Source organism: Paenibacillus sp. TSA_86.1 (assembly GCF_052691815.1).
In genome coordinates this window covers 42,408-63,741 of the sequence record NZ_JBQZGE010000023.1, presented here as the reverse complement: position 1 = coordinate 63,741, position 21,334 = coordinate 42,408, and the positions used below count along the sequence as shown (strand labels likewise).

The 21,334-nt window shown below is 47.4% G+C and carries 22 protein-coding genes and 1 rRNA gene; 22 read left to right on the top strand and 1 reads right to left on the bottom strand.

Translation table 11 applies throughout. From position 1 onward, the window contains the following. Positions 1 to 20: 20 nt before the first annotated feature. From rrf to pssA, 9 genes are all read left to right on the top strand, one after another. Positions 21 to 137 (top strand): 5S ribosomal RNA (gene rrf / locus ACUTVW_RS25940). 218 nt (positions 138 to 355) lie between these two features. Next, positions 356 to 1,540 carry a GNAT family N-acetyltransferase gene (locus ACUTVW_RS25935; protein WP_445648369.1) on the top strand — a complete coding sequence of 395 codons (1,185 nt, stop codon included), beginning with the start codon at positions 356 to 358 and terminating at the stop codon, positions 1,538 to 1,540. A 472-nt stretch (positions 1,541 to 2,012) separates the two neighbouring features. Beyond that, entirely contained in the window at positions 2,013 to 2,474 is a 462-nt protein-coding gene (locus ACUTVW_RS25930) for a CtsR family transcriptional regulator (protein ID WP_434749241.1), read from the top strand. Between the two features lie 31 nt (positions 2,475 to 2,505). Beyond that, complete coding sequence (locus tag ACUTVW_RS25925) at positions 2,506 to 3,024, top strand: UvrB/UvrC motif-containing protein (protein ID WP_445648368.1); 519 nt, start codon at positions 2,506 to 2,508, stop codon at positions 3,022 to 3,024. Positions 3,025 to 3,052: 28 nt separating this feature from the next. Further along, entirely contained in the window at positions 3,053 to 4,123 is a 1,071-nt protein-coding gene (locus ACUTVW_RS25920; protein WP_434749242.1) for a protein arginine kinase, read from the top strand. 196 nt (positions 4,124 to 4,319) lie between these two features. Beyond that, positions 4,320 to 6,782: an ATP-dependent Clp protease ATP-binding subunit gene (locus ACUTVW_RS25915; RefSeq protein ID WP_445648367.1), complete on the top strand. Its 2,463-nt coding sequence runs from the start codon at positions 4,320 to 4,322 to the stop codon at positions 6,780 to 6,782. A gap of 272 nt (positions 6,783 to 7,054) precedes the next feature. Next, positions 7,055 to 8,422: a DNA repair protein RadA gene (gene radA / locus ACUTVW_RS25910; protein ID WP_090924698.1), complete on the top strand. Its 1,368-nt coding sequence runs from the start codon at positions 7,055 to 7,057 to the stop codon at positions 8,420 to 8,422. A 13-nt stretch (positions 8,423 to 8,435) separates the two neighbouring features. Continuing rightward, a complete protein-coding gene (disA, locus tag ACUTVW_RS25905) occupies positions 8,436 to 9,512 on the top strand; it encodes a DNA integrity scanning diadenylate cyclase DisA (protein ID WP_445648366.1) in 1,077 nt (358 codons plus the stop codon). Between the two features lie 42 nt (positions 9,513 to 9,554). Next, a complete protein-coding gene (gene pssA / locus ACUTVW_RS25900) occupies positions 9,555 to 10,286 on the top strand; it encodes a CDP-diacylglycerol--serine O-phosphatidyltransferase (RefSeq protein ID WP_445648365.1) in 732 nt (243 codons plus the stop codon). 135 nt (positions 10,287 to 10,421) lie between these two features. On the opposite strand, the gene ACUTVW_RS25895 is transcribed toward pssA, so the two are convergent. Then, positions 10,422 to 10,817, bottom strand: a complete 396-nt coding sequence (locus tag ACUTVW_RS25895) for a DUF1573 domain-containing protein (RefSeq protein ID WP_434749246.1) — start codon at positions 10,815 to 10,817, stop codon at positions 10,422 to 10,424. Positions 10,818 to 10,989: 172 nt separating this feature from the next. On the opposite strand from ACUTVW_RS25895, the gene ACUTVW_RS25890 reads away from it, so the two are divergent. The 13 genes from ACUTVW_RS25890 to nusG all read left to right on the top strand — a co-directional run bounded on the left by ACUTVW_RS25890 (position 10,990) and on the right by nusG (position 21,330). Further along, the gene (locus tag ACUTVW_RS25890; protein WP_445648364.1) at positions 10,990 to 12,075 is read left to right on the top strand and encodes a PIN/TRAM domain-containing protein; all 1,086 of its coding nucleotides are present in this window, start codon (positions 10,990 to 10,992) and stop codon (positions 12,073 to 12,075) included. 101 nt (positions 12,076 to 12,176) lie between these two features. Beyond that, entirely contained in the window at positions 12,177 to 12,869 is a 693-nt protein-coding gene (gene ispD, locus ACUTVW_RS25885; protein WP_445648363.1) for a 2-C-methyl-D-erythritol 4-phosphate cytidylyltransferase, read from the top strand. Beyond that, positions 12,866 to 13,342: a 2-C-methyl-D-erythritol 2,4-cyclodiphosphate synthase gene (gene ispF, locus ACUTVW_RS25880; protein WP_445648362.1), complete on the top strand. Its 477-nt coding sequence runs from the start codon at positions 12,866 to 12,868 to the stop codon at positions 13,340 to 13,342. Before ispD ends, ispF begins: the two co-directional genes overlap by 4 nt. Positions 13,343 to 13,375: 33 nt before the next feature. Continuing rightward, the gene (gltX, locus tag ACUTVW_RS25875) at positions 13,376 to 14,839 is read left to right on the top strand and encodes a glutamate--tRNA ligase (RefSeq protein WP_445648361.1); all 1,464 of its coding nucleotides are present in this window, start codon (positions 13,376 to 13,378) and stop codon (positions 14,837 to 14,839) included. A 487-nt stretch (positions 14,840 to 15,326) separates the two neighbouring features. Then, entirely contained in the window at positions 15,327 to 15,980 is a 654-nt protein-coding gene (gene cysE, locus ACUTVW_RS25870) for a serine O-acetyltransferase (protein WP_445648360.1), read from the top strand. A gap of 66 nt (positions 15,981 to 16,046) precedes the next feature. Next, positions 16,047 to 17,447, top strand: coding sequence for a cysteine--tRNA ligase (cysS, locus tag ACUTVW_RS25865; RefSeq protein ID WP_445648359.1), 1,401 nt, complete (start codon positions 16,047 to 16,049; stop codon positions 17,445 to 17,447). Between the two features lie 11 nt (positions 17,448 to 17,458). Continuing rightward, positions 17,459 to 17,965, top strand: coding sequence for a Mini-ribonuclease 3 (locus ACUTVW_RS25860; RefSeq protein WP_445648370.1), 507 nt, complete (start codon positions 17,459 to 17,461; stop codon positions 17,963 to 17,965). Positions 17,966 to 18,016: 51 nt separating this feature from the next. Then, entirely contained in the window at positions 18,017 to 18,763 is a 747-nt protein-coding gene (gene rlmB, locus ACUTVW_RS25855) for a 23S rRNA (guanosine(2251)-2'-O)-methyltransferase RlmB (RefSeq protein WP_445648358.1), read from the top strand. Positions 18,764 to 18,768: 5 nt separating this feature from the next. Then, the gene (locus tag ACUTVW_RS25850; RefSeq protein ID WP_434749256.1) at positions 18,769 to 19,290 is read left to right on the top strand and encodes an NYN domain-containing protein; all 522 of its coding nucleotides are present in this window, start codon (positions 18,769 to 18,771) and stop codon (positions 19,288 to 19,290) included. A gap of 171 nt (positions 19,291 to 19,461) precedes the next feature. Then, the gene (gene sigH, locus ACUTVW_RS25845; protein WP_024633601.1) at positions 19,462 to 20,106 is read left to right on the top strand and encodes an RNA polymerase sporulation sigma factor SigH; all 645 of its coding nucleotides are present in this window, start codon (positions 19,462 to 19,464) and stop codon (positions 20,104 to 20,106) included. Between the two features lie 306 nt (positions 20,107 to 20,412). Further along, entirely contained in the window at positions 20,413 to 20,562 is a 150-nt protein-coding gene (gene rpmG, locus ACUTVW_RS25840) for a 50S ribosomal protein L33 (RefSeq protein ID WP_072735843.1), read from the top strand. 20 nt (positions 20,563 to 20,582) lie between these two features. Beyond that, entirely contained in the window at positions 20,583 to 20,774 is a 192-nt protein-coding gene (gene secE, locus ACUTVW_RS25835) for a preprotein translocase subunit SecE (protein ID WP_024633600.1), read from the top strand. A gap of 22 nt (positions 20,775 to 20,796) precedes the next feature. Further along, positions 20,797 to 21,330, top strand: a complete 534-nt coding sequence (gene nusG, locus ACUTVW_RS25830; protein ID WP_036607165.1) for a transcription termination/antitermination protein NusG — start codon at positions 20,797 to 20,799, stop codon at positions 21,328 to 21,330. The last annotated feature ends 4 nt before the right edge of the window (positions 21,331 to 21,334 follow it).

Below are 21,334 nucleotides of genomic sequence, written 5' to 3'. Positions count from 1 at the left end.
TTAGCTTCGATCCAATCGCGTTTGGTGGCGATGGCGGAGGGGTTCCACACGTACCCATCCCGAACACGACCGTTAAGCCCTCTAGCGCCGATGGTACTTGGACCGCAGGGTCCTGGGAGAGTAGGACGCCGCCAAGCAAAGAACCACTGCCGATGTAATTCGGTGGTGGTTTTTCTTTTATATTTAATTACTTAGGAGATGTGAACGTGGCATCTCCTGTTTGACTTTAGGGGGAACCTCTGACACACTCGAATGTATGTAGTAGTATCGCTTAACCTCTTATATAAGTTGAACGAACTATTTATTTTTAAACAAGGATGGACTTACATTACGAGAGAATGAGGTGCAGGATCATATGGAACTTCGTAAATTAACGGCTGAGGATTATGAGGCGTGTATGGCGCTCTCCGAGTATGCTTTTCAGTTTACAATGACAGAGGATCAATTGGAGAGACGGCGAGAGGAATTTTCCAAGCATAATGTATTGGGTGTCTATGCGGATGGACAGGTGGGAGCCAAACTTCAAATTATTCCATTTCAAACGTATATCCACGGAAGATCCTTTGAAATGGGTGGAATTGCAGGTGTAGCAACCTGGCCGGAATACAGACGCAAGGGATGGGTAGCAGGTCTGCTACAATATGCGCTCGAAGAAATGAATCGAAATAAACAGAGTATTTCCTTCCTGCATCCATTTTCATTCTCCTTTTATCGAAAGTATGGGTGGGAAACCTATGTGGAATATAAGAAATACAAGTTGTCTACCTCCGAACTGCCAGCCAAAAAACCAACACCAGGTACGATTAAACGGGGGAATCCTGAGCTCGCTGTATTGAAGCAGGTCTATGAAACGTATGCAGCACGTTATAATGGAAGCTTGAATCGGGATGACGCGTGGTGGGAGAATTCGGTATATATAAAAAAAGGTAGTAAGCGAGCTGTGTACTATGATGAGGCAGATGTACCTCAAGGTTATGTACTCTACGAGGTTAAGGATAGCAAATTTACCATCGGTGAGATGATTCATCTGAATGAAGAGGCAAGACAAGGACTTTGGACGTTTATTGCCAATCATGATTCCATGATTAACGAGGTGACTTTACAAGCGCCAGCAAGTGATATGTTAGCGTTTCAGCTGGACAATCCACGGATTCAGCAAGAGGTGGTACCGTACTTCATGGCACGGATTGTAAGCGTGGAGCAGTTCATTTCGCAGTACCCTTTTGCAAGTCAGGACTCGCCTGTACAGATTTGGCTTGAAGTCGAAGACGCATATGCTCCTTGGAATGAAGGGGTATGGGAATTAAATGTAGCGATGAACGGAACGGCTTCTATATGGAAAACAGCCGAATCAGAGCGTGAAGATCAGCTTGATCAGCCAATTCGACTCAATATTCAATCACTCACAGCCGTGTTAATGGGGTATCGCAGACCAGCAGAGATGGCACAGATCGGTAGAATGGAAGGCTCGGCTACCGCAGTTCAAGCGCTGGAGAAGGCTGTACCATACCGTGAAACCTACTTACTTGACTTCTTTTAAGCCTACAGATACCGAGTCATATATCATCGATTAGATAAGTAGTGTAATAGTGAGCAATCAGACTTCTCCCGATGCCTGGGAGAGGTTTTTTTGTGTCAGGCGAATATTTCGTGTAAAATCGTAAAAAATGAATAGTGCCCCCACTTGGCAAAACAGTAAAATATGCTATAATGTATATAAAGTCAAAGAAAGTCAAAGTCAACTCAAGGTTAATGTTTATTATTATACCTACGATACGATTGTTCGACTTTCTTACTGCTCTCTGATGAGAAGTACCGTGTGACGGATACATGTCATTGGAAGATCAAGGGATATTTAAAGGACCTTCGTGCTTCCTTTGCTCTCCTGTTTAACACCTGAGGCGGTAAGATTCGCTGTTTCACTAAGTGGTTAAATGGGTGGAGAAGGTGCACTCTGTGGGGGCGTGTGGGTCCTTATTGACTTAACGTTTCAGACAGTGGAGGATGATTGGATGCGTAATATCTCTGATATTATCGAACGATATCTGAAGGGTATTTTGCATGAAAGTCCCGAAGGAATGATTGAAATACAGCGTAATGATCTGGCGGATCAGTTTTCATGTGTACCTTCCCAGATCAATTATGTCATCAGCACCCGTTTCACTATAGAAAAAGGTTATCTGGTAGAGAGTAAACGTGGCGGCGGTGGATACGTTCGTATACAGCGCATTGAATTACCCGCTCAATCAGCTCTGCACAACCATCTGCATCACAGCATTGGTGAGGAGATTGGACAGACTGCTGCGGAAGGTTTGATCTATCAACTGGAAGAAGCCCGTTTCTTAAGTAAGCGGGAAGCCGGGTTGATGCGTGCGGCTGTGTCGAGAGAGGTTCTTATGGTCAAACTTCCTTACCGGGATCAAATTCGTGCCAGAATGTTGAAGGCGATGCTAATATCTTTGCTCGGTAAATGAAAACTATCGGGATCAAAGGAGGTACATCTATATGCTGTGCCAAGAATGTAATAAACGTCCGGCTACACTTCATTTTACGAAAATTGTAAATGGAGAGAAGACGGAATTTCATATCTGTGAATCATGCGCCCGTGAGAAGGGGGAGATGATTCCTGGAACATCAGGAGGATTTTCCATCCACAACCTGCTGTCCGGATTGCTTGATTTTGATCCGGCAGGCAAAGGTTCAGGTGCCGCACCTGCCAAGGCGCTGCAATGTGAAGAATGTGGCATGACTTATGCCCAGTTCAGCAAAGTTGGTCGTTTTGGCTGCAGCTCCTGTTACAAGTACTTTGACAGTCGTCTCGACCCGTTGTTCAAACGAGTTCATGGTAGCACGTCTCATGTGGGCAAAGTTCCTGCCAGAGCGGGTGGACGGATTAAGGTGAAACGACAAATTGCTGACTTGAAGCAAAATCTTCAGCAGAGCATTGCCCAAGAAGAATTCGAAGAGGCAGCTCAAATCCGGGATCAGATTCGTGAACTTGAAAAAGGAATAGCTCAGGAGTAAAGTTTGTCATGAGTAGGAGGGAAGCATAATGCCTAATCTGCGTTTTACAGAGAAGGCGCTCAGTGAATGGATGCGCAGTGATGCAACCGATTCAGAGATTGTAATCAGCAGTCGTGTCCGTATCGCACGTAACCTTCAGCATATCCCGTTTCCAATGCTGGCTTCGGGTGAGCAATCGGAAGAGGTGTTGAATAAACTGAGCGAAGTACTTCAGTACGATGACGTACACGCCTTTGGTGATTTTACTACACTTGATCTGATCGATATTGATGAACTTGACAAACGAGTGCTGGTGGAGAAACATCTCATCAGCCCAAGTCTGGCGAATGAATCTACAAACGGAGCCGTCATTCTTAGTGAGGACGAATCGGTAAGCATTATGATTAATGAAGAGGATCATCTGCGTATCCAGTGCCTCTATCCGGGGTTCCAGGTGAAAGAAGCCTGGGAGAAAGCTTCCGCTATAGATGATGCATTTGAAGCGCATGTGGATTACGCCTTTGATGATCGCAGGGGTTATCTGACCAGTTGTCCAACAAACGTTGGAACAGGTGTCAGGGCTTCTGTCATGATGCATCTTCCGGCATTGGTCATGACACAGCAGATCGGCCGTATTCTCAGTGCCGTATCCCAGGTGGGGTTAACGGTTCGAGGGATTTACGGAGAGGGCAGCGAGGCGATGGGCAACCTGTTCCAGATTTCCAATCAGATTACACTTGGACAGACGGAACAAGAAGTGATCGACAACCTGCATAGCGTTGTTTTACAGATGATTGGTCATGAACGTACGGCCAGAGAACGGCTCATTACCGATTCCAGACTACGTATTACAGATCGGGTGATGCGTTCCTACGGAATCTTGTCCCATGCGGCTATTGTAGACACGAAGGAAGCAGCGCAGCGCTTATCTGATATTCGGCTCGGTGTAGATCTTGGATTGCTGGATGGGCTAACCATTCCGGTGATGAATGAGCTGAATGTGATGACGCAGCCAGGATTTTTGCAAAAAACGTTCGGGGATATGCGCACAGATGAGCGTGACATCTACCGGGCACAGTTAATTCGTGATACGATCAAAGCAGCTAAAAGTTCTGGGTAAACGTTCCTGGAATACCAACTTCGGTTTCATGCCGCATCTGCGGCTTTTATATAACAAGGCCTCTCCACTCTCATGGAAGGTACCAATGATTTTAATCGCAGCATGGCTGCCAACAAAATGATATGAAGAATAACGAAGGGTTATCGAGTAGATTAAATTCCCTCGTTTGATCCAAAACCATGGAGGTGCAGGAGATATGATGTTTGGAAGATTTACGGAACGGGCCCAAAAGGTGCTCGCACTCGCGCAGGAAGAAGCTGTCCGTCTCGGTCATAATAACATCGGTACGGAGCATATTTTGCTCGGCCTCATTCGTGAAGGTGAAGGCATTGCTGCCAAAGCACTGATCGGCCTGGGACTCGGATTGGAAAAAATTCAGGATGAAGTAGAAACGCTAATTGGCCGTGGTCAAGAGCAACCTACGAACATTGCATATACGCCGCGCGCGAAAAAAGTAATTGAATTGTCCATGGATGAGGCTCGTAAATTGGGTCACACCTATGTAGGAACAGAACATATTCTTCTCGGATTGATCCGTGAAGGCGAAGGGGTTGCCGCACGTGTGCTCAACAACCTTGGTATCAGTTTGAACAAAGCACGTCAACAAGTACTGCAATTGCTCGGAAGCAGCGAAGCGGTTTCCAGTCATAATGGCACACCTGCCAATGTGAGTACACCAACCTTAGATAGTCTGGCTCGCGATCTCACGGCTTACGCCAGAGAAAATAACCTTGACCCGGTCATTGGCCGCAGCAAGGAAATTGAGCGTGTCATTCAGGTGTTGAGCCGTCGTACCAAAAACAACCCTGTATTGATCGGTGAACCGGGTGTAGGTAAAACAGCGATTGCTGAAGGTCTTGCACAAAAAATTATTGCGAATGAAATTCCGGAAACCTTGCGTGACAAACGGGTAATGACGCTGGATATGGGTTCGGTTGTAGCTGGAACCAAATATCGTGGTGAATTTGAGGATCGCTTGAAAAAAATCATGGATGAGATCCGTCAAGCTGGCAACATTGTCTTGTTCATCGATGAGTTGCACACGCTGATTGGTGCCGGTGGTGCGGAGGGTGCAATCGACGCATCAAACATTTTGAAACCAGCTCTGGCTCGTGGAGAATTGCAGTGTATTGGTGCGACCACCTTGGATGAATATCGTAAATACATCGAAAAGGATGCTGCGCTGGAGCGTCGTTTCCAACCGATTACCGTTGATCAACCATCGCCAGAAGAAGCAATCCAAATTTTGCATGGTCTGCGTGATCGGTACGAAGCGCATCACCGCGTGAAAATTACAGATGAAGCGATCGTGCAAGCCGTTAAATTGTCTGATCGTTATATCACTGACCGTTTCCTGCCGGATAAAGCCATTGACTTGATCGATGAAGCTGGATCAAAAGTAAGGCTGAACTCTTACACCATTCCGCCAAACCTGAAACAATTGGAGAGCCGTCTGGAAGATATCCGCAAGGAAAAAGACGCCGCGGTTCAAAGCCAAGAGTTCGAAAAGGCAGCAGCACTTCGCGATACGGAACAGAAAATTCGTGAAGAGTTGGATACCACGAAGAACCAATGGAAAGAAAAACAAGGCCGCACTGATTCCGAAGTAACTCCAGAAGATATCGCTCAAGTGGTAGCCAACTGGACAGGAATTCCGGTGAACAAGCTGAAAGAAGAAGAGACACAGCGGTTGATGAATCTGGAGTCCATTCTTCATGAACGGGTTATCGGACAGGATGAAGCTGTAAAATCCGTCAGCCGTGCCGTTCGCCGTGCACGTGCGGGACTTAAAGATCCGAAACGTCCGATGGGTTCTTTCATCTTCCTTGGTCCTACAGGTGTAGGTAAAACCGAACTGGCTCGTGCACTCGCTGAAGCGATGTTCGGTGATGAAAATGCCGTGATCCGGATTGATATGTCCGAGTACGGAGAGAAACACTCCACATCCAGACTCGTCGGAGCACCTCCAGGATATGTGGGATATGAAGAAGGCGGTCAGTTGACAGAGAAGGTTCGTCGCAAACCTTACTCTGTAGTCCTGTTGGACGAAGTAGAAAAAGCACACCCTGAGGTCTTCAACATCCTGTTGCAAGTGTTGGAAGATGGGCGTTTGACGGATTCCAAAGGACGTGTCGTGGACTTCCGCAATACGCTGATTATCCTGACATCCAACGTGGGTGCAGAAGCGATCAAACGTAATTCCACTCTTGGCTTCACAGCGGTTGTGGATGCAGGAGCAGATTACGATAACATGAAGGGCAAAGTGATGGATGAGCTGAAGAAAAGCTTCCGTCCTGAGTTCCTGAACCGGATCGATGAGATTATCGTGTTCCACTCACTCGAACAGAAACATATCGCTGAGATTGTTACTCTCATGAGTGAGGAACTACGTAAACGACTCAATGAATACGAAGTTGATTTTGAACTTACAGATAACGCCAAGGACTTCCTGGCCAAAGCTGGCTTTGATCCTGCCTACGGTGCACGGCCACTTCGCCGGGCAATCCAGAAGCATATTGAAGACAAATTATCTGAAGAGTTGCTCACAGGTAATGTTACCAAAGGGGACTCCTTGCTCATTGACGAAGAGAATGGAGCGTTGTCTGTAACCAAAAAAGATGCGCCTGTTCAATCCAATGAGGAGATTGAAACGAAATAAATAGGGTGTGAACAGCTGAATGAAAGCAGCTTATATTCATATTCCGATCCTTCCTGGCTTCCGCCGGGGAGGATTTTTTCGTTTGTGCAGGAGTTGTGATTGAATTGTAGCGAGATTCACTAGGAACATGTGTAAAGTTTGCGATAATCCTTTACGAAAAATCTCAAACAATGGTAAACTTTTAGTAACCCTGTAAGTCAGGGCAATGAGCAAAATTAGTCGAATAATGTAAAATGCTGTTATAAAATAATATAATTAATAGGAGTGCTGAAGTGGCCAAAGTTAAAACCAAGTTTCAATGTACGGAATGCGGCTATGAAGCCCCCAAATGGTACGGAAAATGTCCTGGTTGTCAGTCCTGGAATTCGATGATAGAAGAAACCGAAACGGTAGTCAAAACACAAGGGAGAAATTCTCCGCTGTTTGACAGTAAAGATAAACCTCTTCCTATCATAGATATAGATAGCGGTCAGGAGCCGCGTGTACAGACTGGAATCGGAGAACTCAACCGTGTATTGGGCGGCGGCATTGTGCCAGGTTCGCTTGTGTTGGTGGGGGGCGATCCGGGTATCGGAAAATCAACGTTGATGTTACAGACTTCTCATGCATTAACCCACTCCGGGCTGCGTGTGTTATATGTGTCCGGTGAAGAATCCGTGAAGCAAACAAAACTGCGAGCTGACCGGCTCGGTGCACTTTCGCCTGAGCTGTATGTGCTGTGTGAAACCAATATGGAACGAGTAGAGGAAGCGGTGGATCAAATCCAGCCGCATTTTCTTGTCATCGACTCCATTCAAACGGTATATTTGCCCGAAGTTACCAGCGCACCAGGGAGTGTGGCACAGGTAAGGGAATGCACGTCCAGATTCATGCGGATTGCCAAGGGCCGGGGCATTGCAACGGTTCTTGTAGGGCATGTTACCAAAGAAGGTGCCATTGCTGGTCCTCGTATGTTAGAGCATATGGTGGACTGTGTACTTTATTTTGAGGGTGAACGGCATCATACGTATCGTCTCCTTCGTGCGGTGAAGAACCGTTTTGGTTCCACAAACGAAATTGGCATATTTGAAATGGGTGAAGACGGGCTCCGTGAAGTAGGTAATCCTTCAGAGTTATTTTTATCTGAACGGCCGCTTGGGGTAGCCGGTTCTACCGTTGTGGCGAGCATGGAAGGTACACGTCCGATGCTGGTGGAGCTGCAAGCTCTGATTTCGACGACACATTTTCCATCTCCGCGCCGCATGGCAACAGGCATTGATCATCATCGGTTAAATCTGATTATTGCGGTGCTGGAGAAACGGATGGGCATGTTCCTGCAGACACAGGATGCCTATCTGAACGTGGCTGGCGGGGTCAGGCTGGACGAACCGGCCGTCGATCTGGCCGTGGCAGTCAGTATTGCTTCCAGCTTGAGAGATGTGCCAACCAAGCCGGATGACGTCATCTTTGGCGAGATTGGCCTAACGGGTGAAGTTCGTGCCGTATCGAGGGCAGAACAACGTGTGAAAGAAGCTGCGAAGCTGGGCTTCAAACGAGTTATTTTACCAGAAAAAAGCTTAAAGGGCTGGAAACATCCTCGCGGGATACAACTGATCGGTGTGAATACCGTGGCAGATGCACTAGCGGTTGCTTTAGATTAGGGGGCATAACAAGATGAAGGATTCAAGCCAACTGGACAATATGAATGATTTGTTAAGGCTGATTGCACCAGGTACACCTTTCCGCGAAGGTCTGGAAAATGTGCTTCGTGCCAAGACGGGCGCACTGCTTGTTGTAGGATACAGCCCTGAAGTGATGGAAGTGGTGGATGGGGGATTTTCGATTAACTGTGATTTCTCGCCAAACTACCTTTACGAGCTTGCCAAAATGGACGGTGCGATTATTCTGAGTGAGGATTTGAAACGGATTTTGTACGCCAATACACAACTAATCCCGGACTCCTCTATCTCTTCTTCAGAGACAGGCATTCGTCACCGGACGGCAGAGCGAGTGGCAAAACAAACCGGCAAGCTGGTCGTTTCCATCTCGCAGCGCCGGAATATTATCACCCTGTATCAGGGAACACTTCGATATTCACTTAAGGAAATCGGGGTGATTCTGACCAAAGCGAATCAGGCGATTCAAACGCTCGAAAAGTATAAAGCGGTGCTGAAGCAATCCCTCACGAATCTGAGTGCTTCCGAATTTGAGGAGCTGGTGACGATTCCTGAGGTGGTCAATGTCATTCAGCGTACTGAAATGGTGCTGCGGATCAAAACGGAGATTGAACGATATATTGATGAGTTGGGGAACGAAGGAAGGCTCATTTCCATGCAAATGGAAGAGCTTGTGGGGACAACAGAGGAAGAAGCTTGGCTGCTGTATAAGGACTATGCTCGTGACGATAGTGATGACAAGATTCGTGAAATTATAGTGGGATTAAAAAGATTGTCGGACGAGGAATTACTTGATGCGCATCATATCGTACGATTGCTGGGTTATCCTTCATCAGCGGCGACTTCCGAAGATTCGGTTGCACCACGCGGTTACCGGGTATTAAATAAGATCCCTCGTCTGCCTAATGTAATTATTCATAACTTGGTGGATCAATTTGAACAGTTACCACATGTCATCATGGCAACAATTGAAGAACTCGATGAGGTAGACGGCATTGGTGAGGTTCGTGCACGCACCATTAAGGAAGGTCTCAAACGTCTGCAGGAGCAAATGTTTATTGATCGACAGATGTAGGAAATCGCCTATAACGGCTTCTAATGGATGAGGTGAAACAACATGTTAACCAGATTCATTCCAAATCTTTTTACCTTAGGTAATCTGTTTCTGGGTATGCTGGCCATCTTGCTTGCAATTAACGGAAAATACAGCACGGCCGCCATTATGGTTATCGTTGCGATGTTGCTGGACGGTTTGGATGGAAGGGTAGCAAGAGCGCTGAACGCGCAAAGTGAATTTGGCAAGGAGCTTGATTCTTTGTCCGATATGGTGTCCTTTGGTGCAGCGCCTGCATTAATCATTTTTATGGTGTCATTTCAGGATGCGATGCCAATATTTGCCTGGATTGCTACGGCGGCCTTTCCGATCTGCGGTGCAATTCGTTTAGCGAGATTTAACGTACGTCCAGGAATTCCAGGATATTTTACAGGTTTGCCGATTCCGGCTGCGGGTGGTGTGCTGGCTACACTTTCCCTGTTTCACAAGGATATCGGGCCAATCAGCATGATGATTGCTACGCTGCTGTTGTCTTACCTGATGGTCAGTTCACTGAAATATCCCAATTTCAAAAAAGTCGGACTGCCCCGCAAGGCCATTTGGATTGCCCCGTGGGTTGTACTGCTGGCTGTAGCGCTGGCTGTTCTTTTCCCGGATCAGCTCTCCAAGCTGATTTTTATCCCGCTGGTGTTATATGCCTTATATGGCATGAGATACAGTGTACGAACGGCTGCTTCGCGAAATCGTGCCAAAAAACGCAAGGACAAAAAGTCTTCCCGTTCTTCCGATAATTAAAAAGAGTAGCGTGTTTAGCTTCAGCTACCACCAATATTATATAAAAAGCACGTACATTCCTTAAAAAGGAGCGTACGTGCTTTTTGTTTGGATTGCATTTTTCGATCTATAACCAAGTGGCCGAGACAGATATAGCTAAGACAGATTAAATATCCCCAGCGTTGAACATTTCTGTGATTCGTGATTCACGACCTCTTCCAAGTTAATGTCCAGTAGATTGCAGAGTGCAGACATATAGAACAGGTTTCGCCCCAACTCGGAGCTGATCACCTCTTTGCAATTCTCACACAACTGACCTTCTACATGCGTTTCCAGCAGGCTCTTGGCTTGAGAAATACCACTCTCAGGGGTGTACTGCTGTTTGGTGGCGTGCAGCTCAATGCAGCCGCATTCAGTAATGGCTTTGGACACGGCGCGGTTAACGGAGGCTCCGGCTTGTCCCGTTTTGGACAGTACATCAATCAGGCTGCGATGACGCAGCAACAGTTCGGAAACTTGATCCTGAAAAGCCTGTAAACTTAGCGTACTCATTTTGCTACTCACCTCGGGATATGAATTGAATTCATTATATGCCAATAAAAGTCTTACTTTCAACTGACGAATGCAACATTTCCAAAAACTTCTTGCGAACCGGATTAGCTTTCCGGAAATTGGATCATACTGGATATGAAAATGAAGAATGATTGAGGAGGTGCAGGAACTCATGTGGAGAAAAGGCATTTTAACTTTTACTGGATTGTGCGGCGCATGGTTCGGGTACACGGCTTATCATCTGGCAGGTAAGTCTATTCCCTGGATGGCTGAATGGATTCAGTCGGCAGGATTGCTGGGAGCTGGCGTATCTACACTGCTGGGAGCAGTACTTTTTATGTCCGTATGCACGATCGGCGGCACCGTGATGGCAAACAGATTGCATAGCGGTATCGATTCTTTAGCCAGAATACCCATGAATGAACTTGCTGCCGGGGCGGCAGGCACCGTGGCTGGACTGCTGGTTGCATTACTGATGTATCCTTGCCTTGTCTGGTTAGGAACCGCAGGAGAGGTCCTGCAAGTGGCCCTGACTGTGATTGCTGCGTATTCCGGATATAGTTTGGCTATGGCCAAGAAAGACGATCTGGCGGCACTCTGGAAGTCGGGACGGTGGGGACACCCCGAGGCAGAAGAAGGACGACGGATGGAAGAGCATAAAATTTTGGACACCAGCGTCATTATTGACGGAAGAATCGCAGATATCTGCAAGACCGGGTTCATTGAGGGAACGATTGTTATCCCGGAATTTGTACTGGAAGAGCTGCAGCATATTGCAGACTCATCGGATCTGCTCAAGCGTAACCGCGGGCGCCGTGGGCTGGACATTTTAAACAAAATCCAGAAGGAGCTTGATGTGCAGGTATTGATCTATGAAGGTGATTTCGAGGAAATTTCCGAGGTGGATAGCAAACTGGTGAAACTCGCCAAAGTGCTTCAGGGCAAGGTTGTTACCAATGATTTTAACCTGAACAAAGTCTGTGAACTTCAAGGGGTATCGGTGCTTAATATCAATGATTTGGCAAATGCGGTGAAGCCGGTTGTGCTGCCGGGAGAAGAGATCATGGTGCAGATTATCAAGGACGGCAAGGAGCATGGACAGGGCGTAGCCTATCTGGATGACGGAACGATGATTGTGGTTGAAGGCGGACGCGAGTATATCGGCATGATGATGGAAGTGCTCGTGACCAGTGTGTTGCAGACGTCTGCGGGACGAATGATTTTTGCCAAGCCGAAACTGTTGGAAAAAGCCCAATAAAGCGGTATGATGGGTAGTGTATCGTTGTACGATGGTGGATATCGAAGCAGATATGAATTGTCGCCCGGCGATAAACTGACAGACAAGGCAGGGATTGCGGCATGGATAAAGGGTGGGGCGTTGTCATTGTGGCGGCAGGCCGGGGAACCCGCATGGGAACGACCGAGAGCAAACAATTTTTGCTGCTACAGGACAAGCCCGTTTTCATACATACGCTTGAAGTATTTGCGGCTCTGGACGAGATCCGTGAGATGATCCTGGTTACAGGTGCTGCAGATGTTGAACGTTGCCTGGAATGGGTAAAAGAATATCAGCTGGAATCGCGTGTCCGCGTGATCCCCGGAGGGAAAGAGAGACAGCATTCCGTGCATGAAGGCCTTCGGGTGCTAGACACGGAGTGGGTTCTCGTTCACGACGGGGTGCGTCCTTTTGTGACCCGTGAGCAGATCAGAGACTGTATGACTGTCGCCGCATCGGGCGGGGGCGCTGTGCTGGCTGTGCCGGTGAAGGATACGATTAAACAAGTGAATGCGGAAGGTGTCGTTACAGCGACGCCGGATCGCAGTAGTCTGTGGAGCATTCAAACCCCGCAGGCTTTTCGTCTTTCTTCCCTGCTGGAGGCTTACGAATCCGCGGAACGGGACGGGTTTCTGGGCACGGATGATGCCATGCTGGCTGAGCGCCAGGGAATGTCGGTTAAGGTTGTGGAAGGCAGTTATACCAACATCAAACTAACGACACCGGAAGATTTACAGTATGCCGCGTTTTGGCTTGAGGGAGAGAAGAAGCGATGATACGTGTAGGACAAGGATTTGACGTGCATCAGTTGGTGGAAGGTAGACCGTGTATTATTGGCGGAGTAACGATTCCTTATGAAAAAGGGCTCCAGGGCCACTCCGACGCAGACGTATTGCTGCACGCAATCAGTGATGCCATTCTTGGCGCGCTGGCACTTGGAGATATCGGCAAACATTTTCCGGATACCGATCCGGAATTCAAAGATGCCGACAGCTTGAAACTGCTTGAGCATGTATGGCAACTTGTGAAGGATCGTGGGTATAAGCTTGGTAATATCGATTCAACGATTATTGCCCAGAAGCCAAAGATGGCACCTTACATCCCGCAGATGGCAGAAGTGATTGCCAAGGCGCTGGAAGCGGATGTGACACAGGTGAACGTAAAGGCAACGACAACAGAGCAACTTGGGTTCCCGGGACGGGGAGAGGGAATTGCAGCCCAATCCGTTGTATGCCTTGTACGTGTGTGATATCATCAATCAATTAGAGACGGAGGGGATCATATGAGCACAGAAATTCGGGTGCGCTACGCACCGAGTCCAACGGGACACCTGCATATCGGGAACGCTCGTACGGCGCTGTTTAACTACTTGTATGCCAAACATAATAACGGAAAATTTATCATTCGTATCGAAGATACGGACGTGAAGCGGAACATTGCGGGCGGAGAAGAAAGCCAGCTGAAATACTTGAAATGGCTCGGTATCGAGTGGGATGAAAGTATTGATGTAGGCGGAGAATACGGACCGTACCGTCAGACTGAGCGTCTGGATTTGTATCGTAAATACACGCAGGAACTGCTGGACAAAGGTCTGGCGTATCGTTGCTACTGCACGGAAGAAGAGTTGGAACAGGAGCGTGAAGAGCAGTCGGCCCGTGGAGAAACCCCGCGTTACTCCGGCAAGCACCGTGACCTGACACCAGAGCAGATCGAGGCATTCGAGGCAGAAGGCCGCGTGGCAAGTATTCGTTTCCGTGTACCGGCAGACCGCACATATACATTTAACGACATGGTCAAAGGCACAATCTCGTTCAACAGCAAGGAATCAGGCGACTTTGTCATTGTGAAAAAAGATGGCATTCCCACGTACAACTATGCCGTTGCCGTGGACGATCACTTGATGAAGATCTCCCACGTGCTACGCGGGGAAGATCATATCTCCAACACACCGCGTCAGCTGATGATCTATGAAGCGCTTGGCTGGGAGCCGCCGCAATTTGGTCATATGACACTGATCGTGAACGAAAATCACAAAAAACTGAGCAAGCGCGATGAATCCGTCATTCAGTTTATTGAACAATATGATCAGCTCGGTTATCTGCCGGAAGCGATGTTTAACTTCATCTCCCTGCTTGGCTGGTCGCCGGAAGGAGAAGAAGAAATCTTCTCACAAGAGCAGTTGATCTCCATTTTTGATACTAAACGGCTGTCTAAAAGTCCGGCTGTATTTGACACACATAAGCTGGCGCACTTGAACAACCATTACATCAAAAATGCTGACCCGGCACGTATTGCCGAAATGGCCATTCCGCATCTGCAAAAAGCGGGACGTCTTCCAATGGAACTGTCCACGGAGCAAATAGAATGGGCACATACGCTTGTGCATCTCTATCAGGAACAGATGAATTCGGCATCCGATATCGTGGAACTGTCCGAAGTATTCTTCCGTCCAGAAGTTGAATTGGAAAGTGAAGGCGCTGCAGTGCTTGCTGAAGAGCAGGTTCCAACCGTACTGAAGGCATTTGCGGATAAGGTGCAGGCGAGTGATGAATTTACGCCAAGTAAAATGGCTGCTCTGATCAAGGAAGTACAGAAGGAGACGGGCTTTAAGGGCAAACAACTCTTTATGCCAATCCGTGTGGCCTTGACTGGACAGACTCACGGACGTGACCTGAATCAGACGATTGTGCTGTTGGGCAGAGACACTGTAACCCAGCGTTTGCTGGCACGGGTGACAGGCGCGTAAATTCAATTCTGCAGGTTGTCAGTGCACAGGCTTTTCGCTATAATAGCAACACAAGGTTGAATTGTCATAATACGTTCATATAGAACAGCATAGACCGGGAGAAGTAAGCTGAGCCGGACAGATTCAGAGAGGATGGCCCCACGCGCGAGCAGAGAACAGGTCTCTCGGCGTGTGGTGGCTGCGAGCCGTCCACTGTCCAGCAGTCTGAAATGCACCCGTGAGCTGCACTGTCGAATCCGGCCCCGCCTCTGTCAACAGGATAGAGGAAAACGTCAGGATAGATGGTGACGACTGGTTCTCGTTACCGAACCGCCAGAGGGCTCGTTTTTTCAAGAATGAGCCAAGCAGAGTGGGACCGCGACTAACGCCTCTGCAGCTTCGTGCTGCAGGGGCGTTTTTTGTTTAGGCGAGTGCGCAAGTATACTAACAAGGAACGCGCCGTCCGGCGAACCCGGAGGACGAGAACCTGAACAAGAGGGGAACGAGCATGTTCAAAAAGATCAGATCCGATATTCAGACGGTCTTTGAAAATGATCCGGCCGCCCGGAGTTGGTTTGAAGTCGTATTTACGTATTCAGGGTTGCATGCGATATGGGCCCATCGATTTGCTCATGATCTGTATAGACGAAAATGGTACTCGCTCGCCCGGTTCGTATCACAGGTTAGCCGGTTTATGACAGGTATAGAGATTCATCCTGGAGCTACGATTGGGGAACGTTTGTTCATTGACCACGGTATGGGAGTTGTCATCGGTGAAACCTGTGAGATTGGTGACGATGTCGTGATCTATCAAGGAGTAACTCTTGGTGGAACAGGGAAAGAAAAAGGAAAGAGACACCCGACGATTGGCAATAATGTGGTTATCTCATCCGGAGCCAAGGTACTGGGGTCGTTTCGAGTCGGGGATCAGAGCAACATCGGGGCGAACTCTGTTGTACTGAAAGAAGTTCCCGCCAATAGCACGGTGGTGGGCATTCCGGGCAGAATCGTCAAGCAGGATGGACGGCGGGTAGACCGTCTGAATCAACAATTGCCCGATCCGGTTATCGACTCTTTGCGCAGCATGCAGCGCGAGATTGAACGATTGCATGAGGAAGTGCGTACTTTGCAAGAAACACGTGAATCCGAGAAATGCACCTAATTCCATCCGTTAACATACACCATTGGAATCAAGTAAAAGCAGTTTAGGACGAAAGGAAAAGTGACTATGACGCTTCAGATTTATAATACGATGAGTCGCACCAAAGAGGATTTTGTTCCACAAGAGCCTGGCAAAGTGAAAATGTACGTATGCGGACCAACGGTTTATGACTACATTCATATCGGTAATGCACGTCCAGTGATCTTTTTCGACACGGTTCGCGGATATCTGGAGCAGATCGGACATGAAGTGAATTATGTCGTGAACTTCACCGATGTCGATGACAAACTGATTCGCAAAGCGGAGCAGCTCGGCACGGACGTACCGCATGTGGCTGAGAAGTTTATTGCCGCTTATTACGCGGACCTGGAAGGGCTGGGTATTCCTAAAGCCAGCAGTAATCCACGGGTAACGGAGAATATGCCGCTTATTATCGATTTTATCCGTGAACTGGTCGAAAAAGGTTTCGCATATGAAAATGGCGGTGACGTATATTATCGAACAGGAAAGTTCGAAAAGTATGGGCAATTGTCGAAACAGAACTTGCAAGAGTTGCAGTTTGGTATTCGAATCGGCGTAGACGAGCGGAAGGAACATCCGGAAGATTTTGTGCTCTGGAAAGCAGCAAAACCAGGCGAAATCTTCTGGTCTAGCCCATGGGGAGATGGCCGTCCGGGATGGCATATCGAGTGCTCTGCAATGGCAAGAGAGTACCTTGGTGACACGCTGGATATTCACGGGGGTGGACAGGATCTGCAGTTCCCTCACCATGAATGCGAATGCGCACAGTCCGAGGCAATTACAGGTGCACCCTTAGCGAATTACTGGATGCATAACGGTTTTATTCGCATTGATAACGAGAAAATGTCGAAATCCCTCGGTAACGGCGTTCTGGTAAAAGACCTGCGTGATCAGTACAAACGTGAAGCGATTCGTTACTTTATGCTGTCCACCCACTATCGTAACCCGCTCAATTTCACGGAAGATACGATGGAACAGGCTCAGAACAGTGTGGATCGGATTGCCAATGCGGTAGGTAACCTCAAACATCGTCTGGGTGCTGTGTCTGTCAATCAGGAGGTCACACCGGAGTTCTCTGCAAGACTAGACCAAATTCGACAGCAGTATCATGAAAAAATGAAGGATGACTTCAATACGCCAGATGCAATCACTGCATTGTTCGAATGGGCTGCGGAAGCGAATCAGTTGTTGCAGCAGGATGTGGTGAATGCCGCTGAGATTCATGCGTTGCTGGAACTGTTCGCTGAACTGAATGCTGTGCTTCGGATCTATACGGACATTGAACCGGAGCTTCTGGATGAGGACATCGAACGTCTTATCCAAGAGCGTGTGGAAGCACGCAAATCCAAAAATTGGGCTCGTGCGGACGAGATTCGTGATGAACTGTCGGCTCAGGGAATCCTGCTTGAGGATACCGCGCAGGGCATGAGATGGCGGCGTAAATGAGCGAAGAAAAAATGAATACTTTACCTGAACCTGTCGAACAGGTTGAGCCGGTTGAGGGAACTGAAGCGAAAAATCAGGCGCGTGTTTCGGAAGGTGGATGGTTTCCTTATCCCCCTTCCAGACCTGCAAGACTGATTCCGCCGATTGCTCTTGCTTACATTGGCGATGCGGTATATGAGGTTGCCGTGAGGCAATATCTGTTATCCAAAGCAAACATGCGCCCCAATCATTTGCACCGTAGCGCAACTAAACTGGTATCTGCCAAAGCACAGAGCCGCATACTGACAAGTATTGAGGCTGAACTGACTGAAGAAGAGCAGGATGTTGTACGCTCAGGGCGGAACGCCAAATCGGGCAGTGTTCCGAAAAATGCTGATGTGCTGGAGTATAGACATGCAACGGCGTTTGAATGTCTGATCGGCTACTTGTACAGCAGCAGTCAGCACGAACGAATGATTCAACTGATCGGGCTGGGTATTGAGCTTGCGGAGCAAGCATCTGCATCAACGTCAAAATAGCTTCAGGGTTGAAATATATATAATAAGCAATACAGAGAGGAACGAAGAAAGATGGAAGAAGAATGGATTGCCGGGAAACACTCCGTAACGGAGGCATTGCGATCAGGCAGGACTATTAATAAAATATGGATCGCTGATACGGCGCAGAAACATTTGACGCAACCGATCATCGTGGAAGCCAAAAAGCAGGGGATTGTCATCCAGCATGTGGACAAGCGTAAGCTGGATCAGACGGTTCCGGGTATTCAGCATCAGGGTGTCGTTGCTCAGGCGGCGCCTTATGCCTATGCTGAGGTTGAAGATATTTTGGAAATAGCCAAATCCAAAAATGAACAGCCCTTTTTAATTTTGCTTGATGAGATTGAAGATCCTCATAATCTCGGTTCCATCTTGCGTACAGCGGACTGCACAGGAGCCCACGGTGTCATCGTTCCTAAACGTCGCTCAGCATCGGTAACTGCAACAGTGTCCAAAACATCAGCAGGTGCAGCGGAGTATGTACCCGTTGCTCGCGTAAGCAATCTGGCGCAGACGATCGATCGTCTCAAAGAAGAAGGTGTATGGGTTGTAGGTACAGATGTCACCGCACGTGAAGGCGTGTTTGGTAATGGTGTATTCTCAGGGCCGGTAGCACTCGTGATCGGGAATGAGAACAAAGGCATGGGCCGTCTTATTCGTGAGAAATGTGATGTGCTGGTTAAATTACCGATGCAAGGCCAGATTAATTCCCTGAATGCTTCCGTGGCAGCGGGGGTTGTCATGTACGAGGTGCTTCGCTCCCGCCAAGCGCAGGAATAGTTGTTATGGCTGACTCCCGTGATGTGCTTCTTGTAGACGGGTATAATATGATCGGTGACTGGCCGGAATTATCGAAGTTGGCGGAAAACGGGCTTGAAGAGGCGCGGAACAGGCTTCTCTTTCGTCTGGCAGACTATCAGGCTTTTTCCGGTCGGCGCGTCATTGTTGTGTTTGACGCATACCTTGTGCCAGGACTCGGCAAATCCTTTACTCAGAGTAAAGTTCAGATTTATTTTACAAAGGAAAAAGAGACGGCAGATGAATGCATCGAAAGGCTCGTTCGGGAACTAAGCATGCGAAGACGCCAAATCTATGTGGCTACAAGCGATATGGTGGAGCAACATGTTATCTTTGGACAGGGAGCGCTGCGCATATCTGCCAGAGAGTTGTTGATTGAAGTAGAGCAGAATGAAAAAGAGTTACAACAGCGACTTGCTGAAGATCAGGCCAAGTCAACACGTAATACAATCGGGGGGAAATTAAGTCCGGATGTATTGCAACAGTTTGAACGCTGGAGACGAGGCTGATACTGGGTTTTTACAATTTTTTCAATATTGAAACTATTGACAATTATGTTATAGGTGTTCTTTTTTAGGCATAGCGTGGTTGACGGTGGCAGGTACCATCATATATACTGTTCGTATATTTCATAGAGTAGAGTAACGGGGTACCTTGCGTTGCAGCCGGAGGGATTGTCTGTGAGTGTCGACCTCAAAGATATCATGTTATCCAAGTATGATTACCAAAGTGACGAAGACATTGTCGAAGCGGTCCGTGAAGGCGAAAGCGAAGCGCTGGAGTTTTTGATCAACAAGTATCGCAACTTTGTACGCGCCAAGGCAAGATCTTATTTTTTGATCGGAGCTGACCGGGAAGATATTATTCAAGAAGGAATGATTGGCCTTTACAAATCCATTCGTGATTTCAAAGGAGACAAGCTTGCTTCTTTCAAGGCATTTGCCGAACTGTGCATTACGAGACAGATTATTACGGCAATCAAGACAGCTACACGTCAGAAGCATATTCCGCTTAATTCTTATGTATCTCTGGACAAGCCCATTTATGATGAAGAGTCTGATCGTACGTTACTCGATGTGATTTGTGGAACTCAGGTCAGTGATCCAGAAGAATTGATTATTAACCAGGAAGAGTTTGTGGGACTGGAAGATAAGATGTCTGAGATTTTGAGTGACCTGGAACGTAAAGTGCTAATGTTGTACCTGGACGGGAGATCCTATCAGGAAATTGCAGTGGATTTGGATCGTCATGTGAAGTCTATCGATAATGCATTGCAGCGTGTGAAGCGCAAACTTGAGAAGTACCTGGAAGTTCGAGATAATTGAACAAAGGTTGTTGTCGTTGATGGAAAAGGCTCGGTGTTTGAGTCTTTTTTTATTGTCTGAAGTTTATATTGTTAAGGATTGATAATACTAGTAATCGCTCGGTTCATGCCGGAGCAGTGAAAAAATCAGAGATGAGAGATATGCGCGTTTTGTGCGGAATTAATACCCAACGATGAAAGCTTATTCTTTCATTGACATGCTTATACCCTTGTGATAAAGTGTTTTAGGTAGGCCTATTTTACGGCTTTTTTTAGGATCAATTTAGAGACTCTGCTTCAATGTGGAAGTCTTCGGGAGGTGTACATCATGCGGGTAATTATTACTTTGGCTTGTACTAACTGCAAACAAAGAAATTACACTACGACAAAAAACAAGCGTAATCACCCCGACCGCATGGAGATGAAGAAATTTTGCAAGTTTTGTAACGAGCAGACTTCTCATCGCGAAACCAGATAGTTTTTGGAGGTGTAGTCGGCGTGAAACGTAGTTTCAAATCTCTGATTTCCTTTTTCTCTGAAAGCTGGGCTGAACTTAAAAAGGTTCGCTGGCCTAATCGTAAAGAGCTGACGAACTACACGTTAATCGTACTAGGTACTGTTGTGGTTATGACGCTGTTTTTTTGGGTCGTAGATATCGGCATCTCCGCTGTGATCGAAGCGATTATTTAAGAAGGGTCCCAGGTGGCTTGATATGGAAAAAAGATGGTACGTCGTTCATACCTATTCAGGGTATGAAAATAAGGTCAAAGCCAATTTGGAAAAACGCGTAGAGTCCATGGGCATGGAAGACAAGATTTTCCGCGTTCTTGTTCCGATGGAAGAAGAAGTGGTAAACAAAGACGGTAAGAAAAAGACCGTTATGCGTAAAGTTTACCCCGGTTATGTCTTGGTCGAAATGGTTCAGACGGATGATTCTTGGTATGTTGTTCGCAATACACCGGGTGTTACCGGCTTTGTCGGTTCGACAGGTTCCGGTTCTAAACCAACAGCCTTGTTGCCAGAAGAAGTGGAACAAATTCTGAAGCACATGGGTATGGTTGAACCTAAGCCTAAAATTGAATTCGATATTAAGGAATCCGTACGAATCAAAGTCGGTCCTTTTGCGAATTTTGTGGGCTCCGTGGAAGAGATTTTGGTAGAGAAAAGCAAGCTGAAAGTACACGTTAACATGTTTGGACGGGAAACGCCGCTTGAGTTGGAATATACACAAGTGGAGAAGATATAGTTTC

What these genes read in the sequence shown, in the direction of transcription:
- ACUTVW_RS25935 (WP_445648369.1), top strand. Translation starts at nt 356, where the DNA reads ATGGAACTTCGTAAATTAACGGCTGAGGATTATGAGGCGTGTATGGCG.
- ACUTVW_RS25930 (WP_434749241.1), top strand. Translation starts at nt 2,013, where the DNA reads ATGCGTAATATCTCTGATATTATCGAACGATATCTGAAGGGTATTTTG.
- ACUTVW_RS25925 (WP_445648368.1), top strand. Translation starts at nt 2,506, where the DNA reads ATGCTGTGCCAAGAATGTAATAAACGTCCGGCTACACTTCATTTTACG.
- ACUTVW_RS25920 (WP_434749242.1), top strand. Translation starts at nt 3,053, where the DNA reads ATGCCTAATCTGCGTTTTACAGAGAAGGCGCTCAGTGAATGGATGCGC.
- ACUTVW_RS25915 (WP_445648367.1), top strand. Translation starts at nt 4,320, where the DNA reads ATGATGTTTGGAAGATTTACGGAACGGGCCCAAAAGGTGCTCGCACTC.
- disA (WP_445648366.1), top strand. Translation starts at nt 8,436, where the DNA reads ATGAAGGATTCAAGCCAACTGGACAATATGAATGATTTGTTAAGGCTG.
- pssA (WP_445648365.1), top strand. Translation starts at nt 9,555, where the DNA reads ATGTTAACCAGATTCATTCCAAATCTTTTTACCTTAGGTAATCTGTTT.
- ACUTVW_RS25895 (WP_434749246.1), bottom strand. Translation starts at nt 10,817, where the DNA reads ATGAGTACGCTAAGTTTACAGGCTTTTCAGGATCAAGTTTCCGAACTG.
- ACUTVW_RS25890 (WP_445648364.1), top strand. Translation starts at nt 10,990, where the DNA reads ATGTGGAGAAAAGGCATTTTAACTTTTACTGGATTGTGCGGCGCATGG.
- ispD (WP_445648363.1), top strand. Translation starts at nt 12,177, where the DNA reads ATGGATAAAGGGTGGGGCGTTGTCATTGTGGCGGCAGGCCGGGGAACC.
- ispF (WP_445648362.1), top strand. Translation starts at nt 12,866, where the DNA reads ATGATACGTGTAGGACAAGGATTTGACGTGCATCAGTTGGTGGAAGGT.
- gltX (WP_445648361.1), top strand. Translation starts at nt 13,376, where the DNA reads ATGAGCACAGAAATTCGGGTGCGCTACGCACCGAGTCCAACGGGACAC.
- cysE (WP_445648360.1), top strand. Translation starts at nt 15,327, where the DNA reads ATGTTCAAAAAGATCAGATCCGATATTCAGACGGTCTTTGAAAATGAT.
- cysS (WP_445648359.1), top strand. Translation starts at nt 16,047, where the DNA reads ATGACGCTTCAGATTTATAATACGATGAGTCGCACCAAAGAGGATTTT.
- ACUTVW_RS25860 (WP_445648370.1), top strand. Translation starts at nt 17,459, where the DNA reads ATGAATACTTTACCTGAACCTGTCGAACAGGTTGAGCCGGTTGAGGGA.
- rlmB (WP_445648358.1), top strand. Translation starts at nt 18,017, where the DNA reads ATGGAAGAAGAATGGATTGCCGGGAAACACTCCGTAACGGAGGCATTG.
- ACUTVW_RS25850 (WP_434749256.1), top strand. Translation starts at nt 18,769, where the DNA reads ATGGCTGACTCCCGTGATGTGCTTCTTGTAGACGGGTATAATATGATC.
- rpmG (WP_072735843.1), top strand. Translation starts at nt 20,413, where the DNA reads ATGCGGGTAATTATTACTTTGGCTTGTACTAACTGCAAACAAAGAAAT.
- nusG (WP_036607165.1), top strand. Translation starts at nt 20,797, where the DNA reads ATGGAAAAAAGATGGTACGTCGTTCATACCTATTCAGGGTATGAAAAT.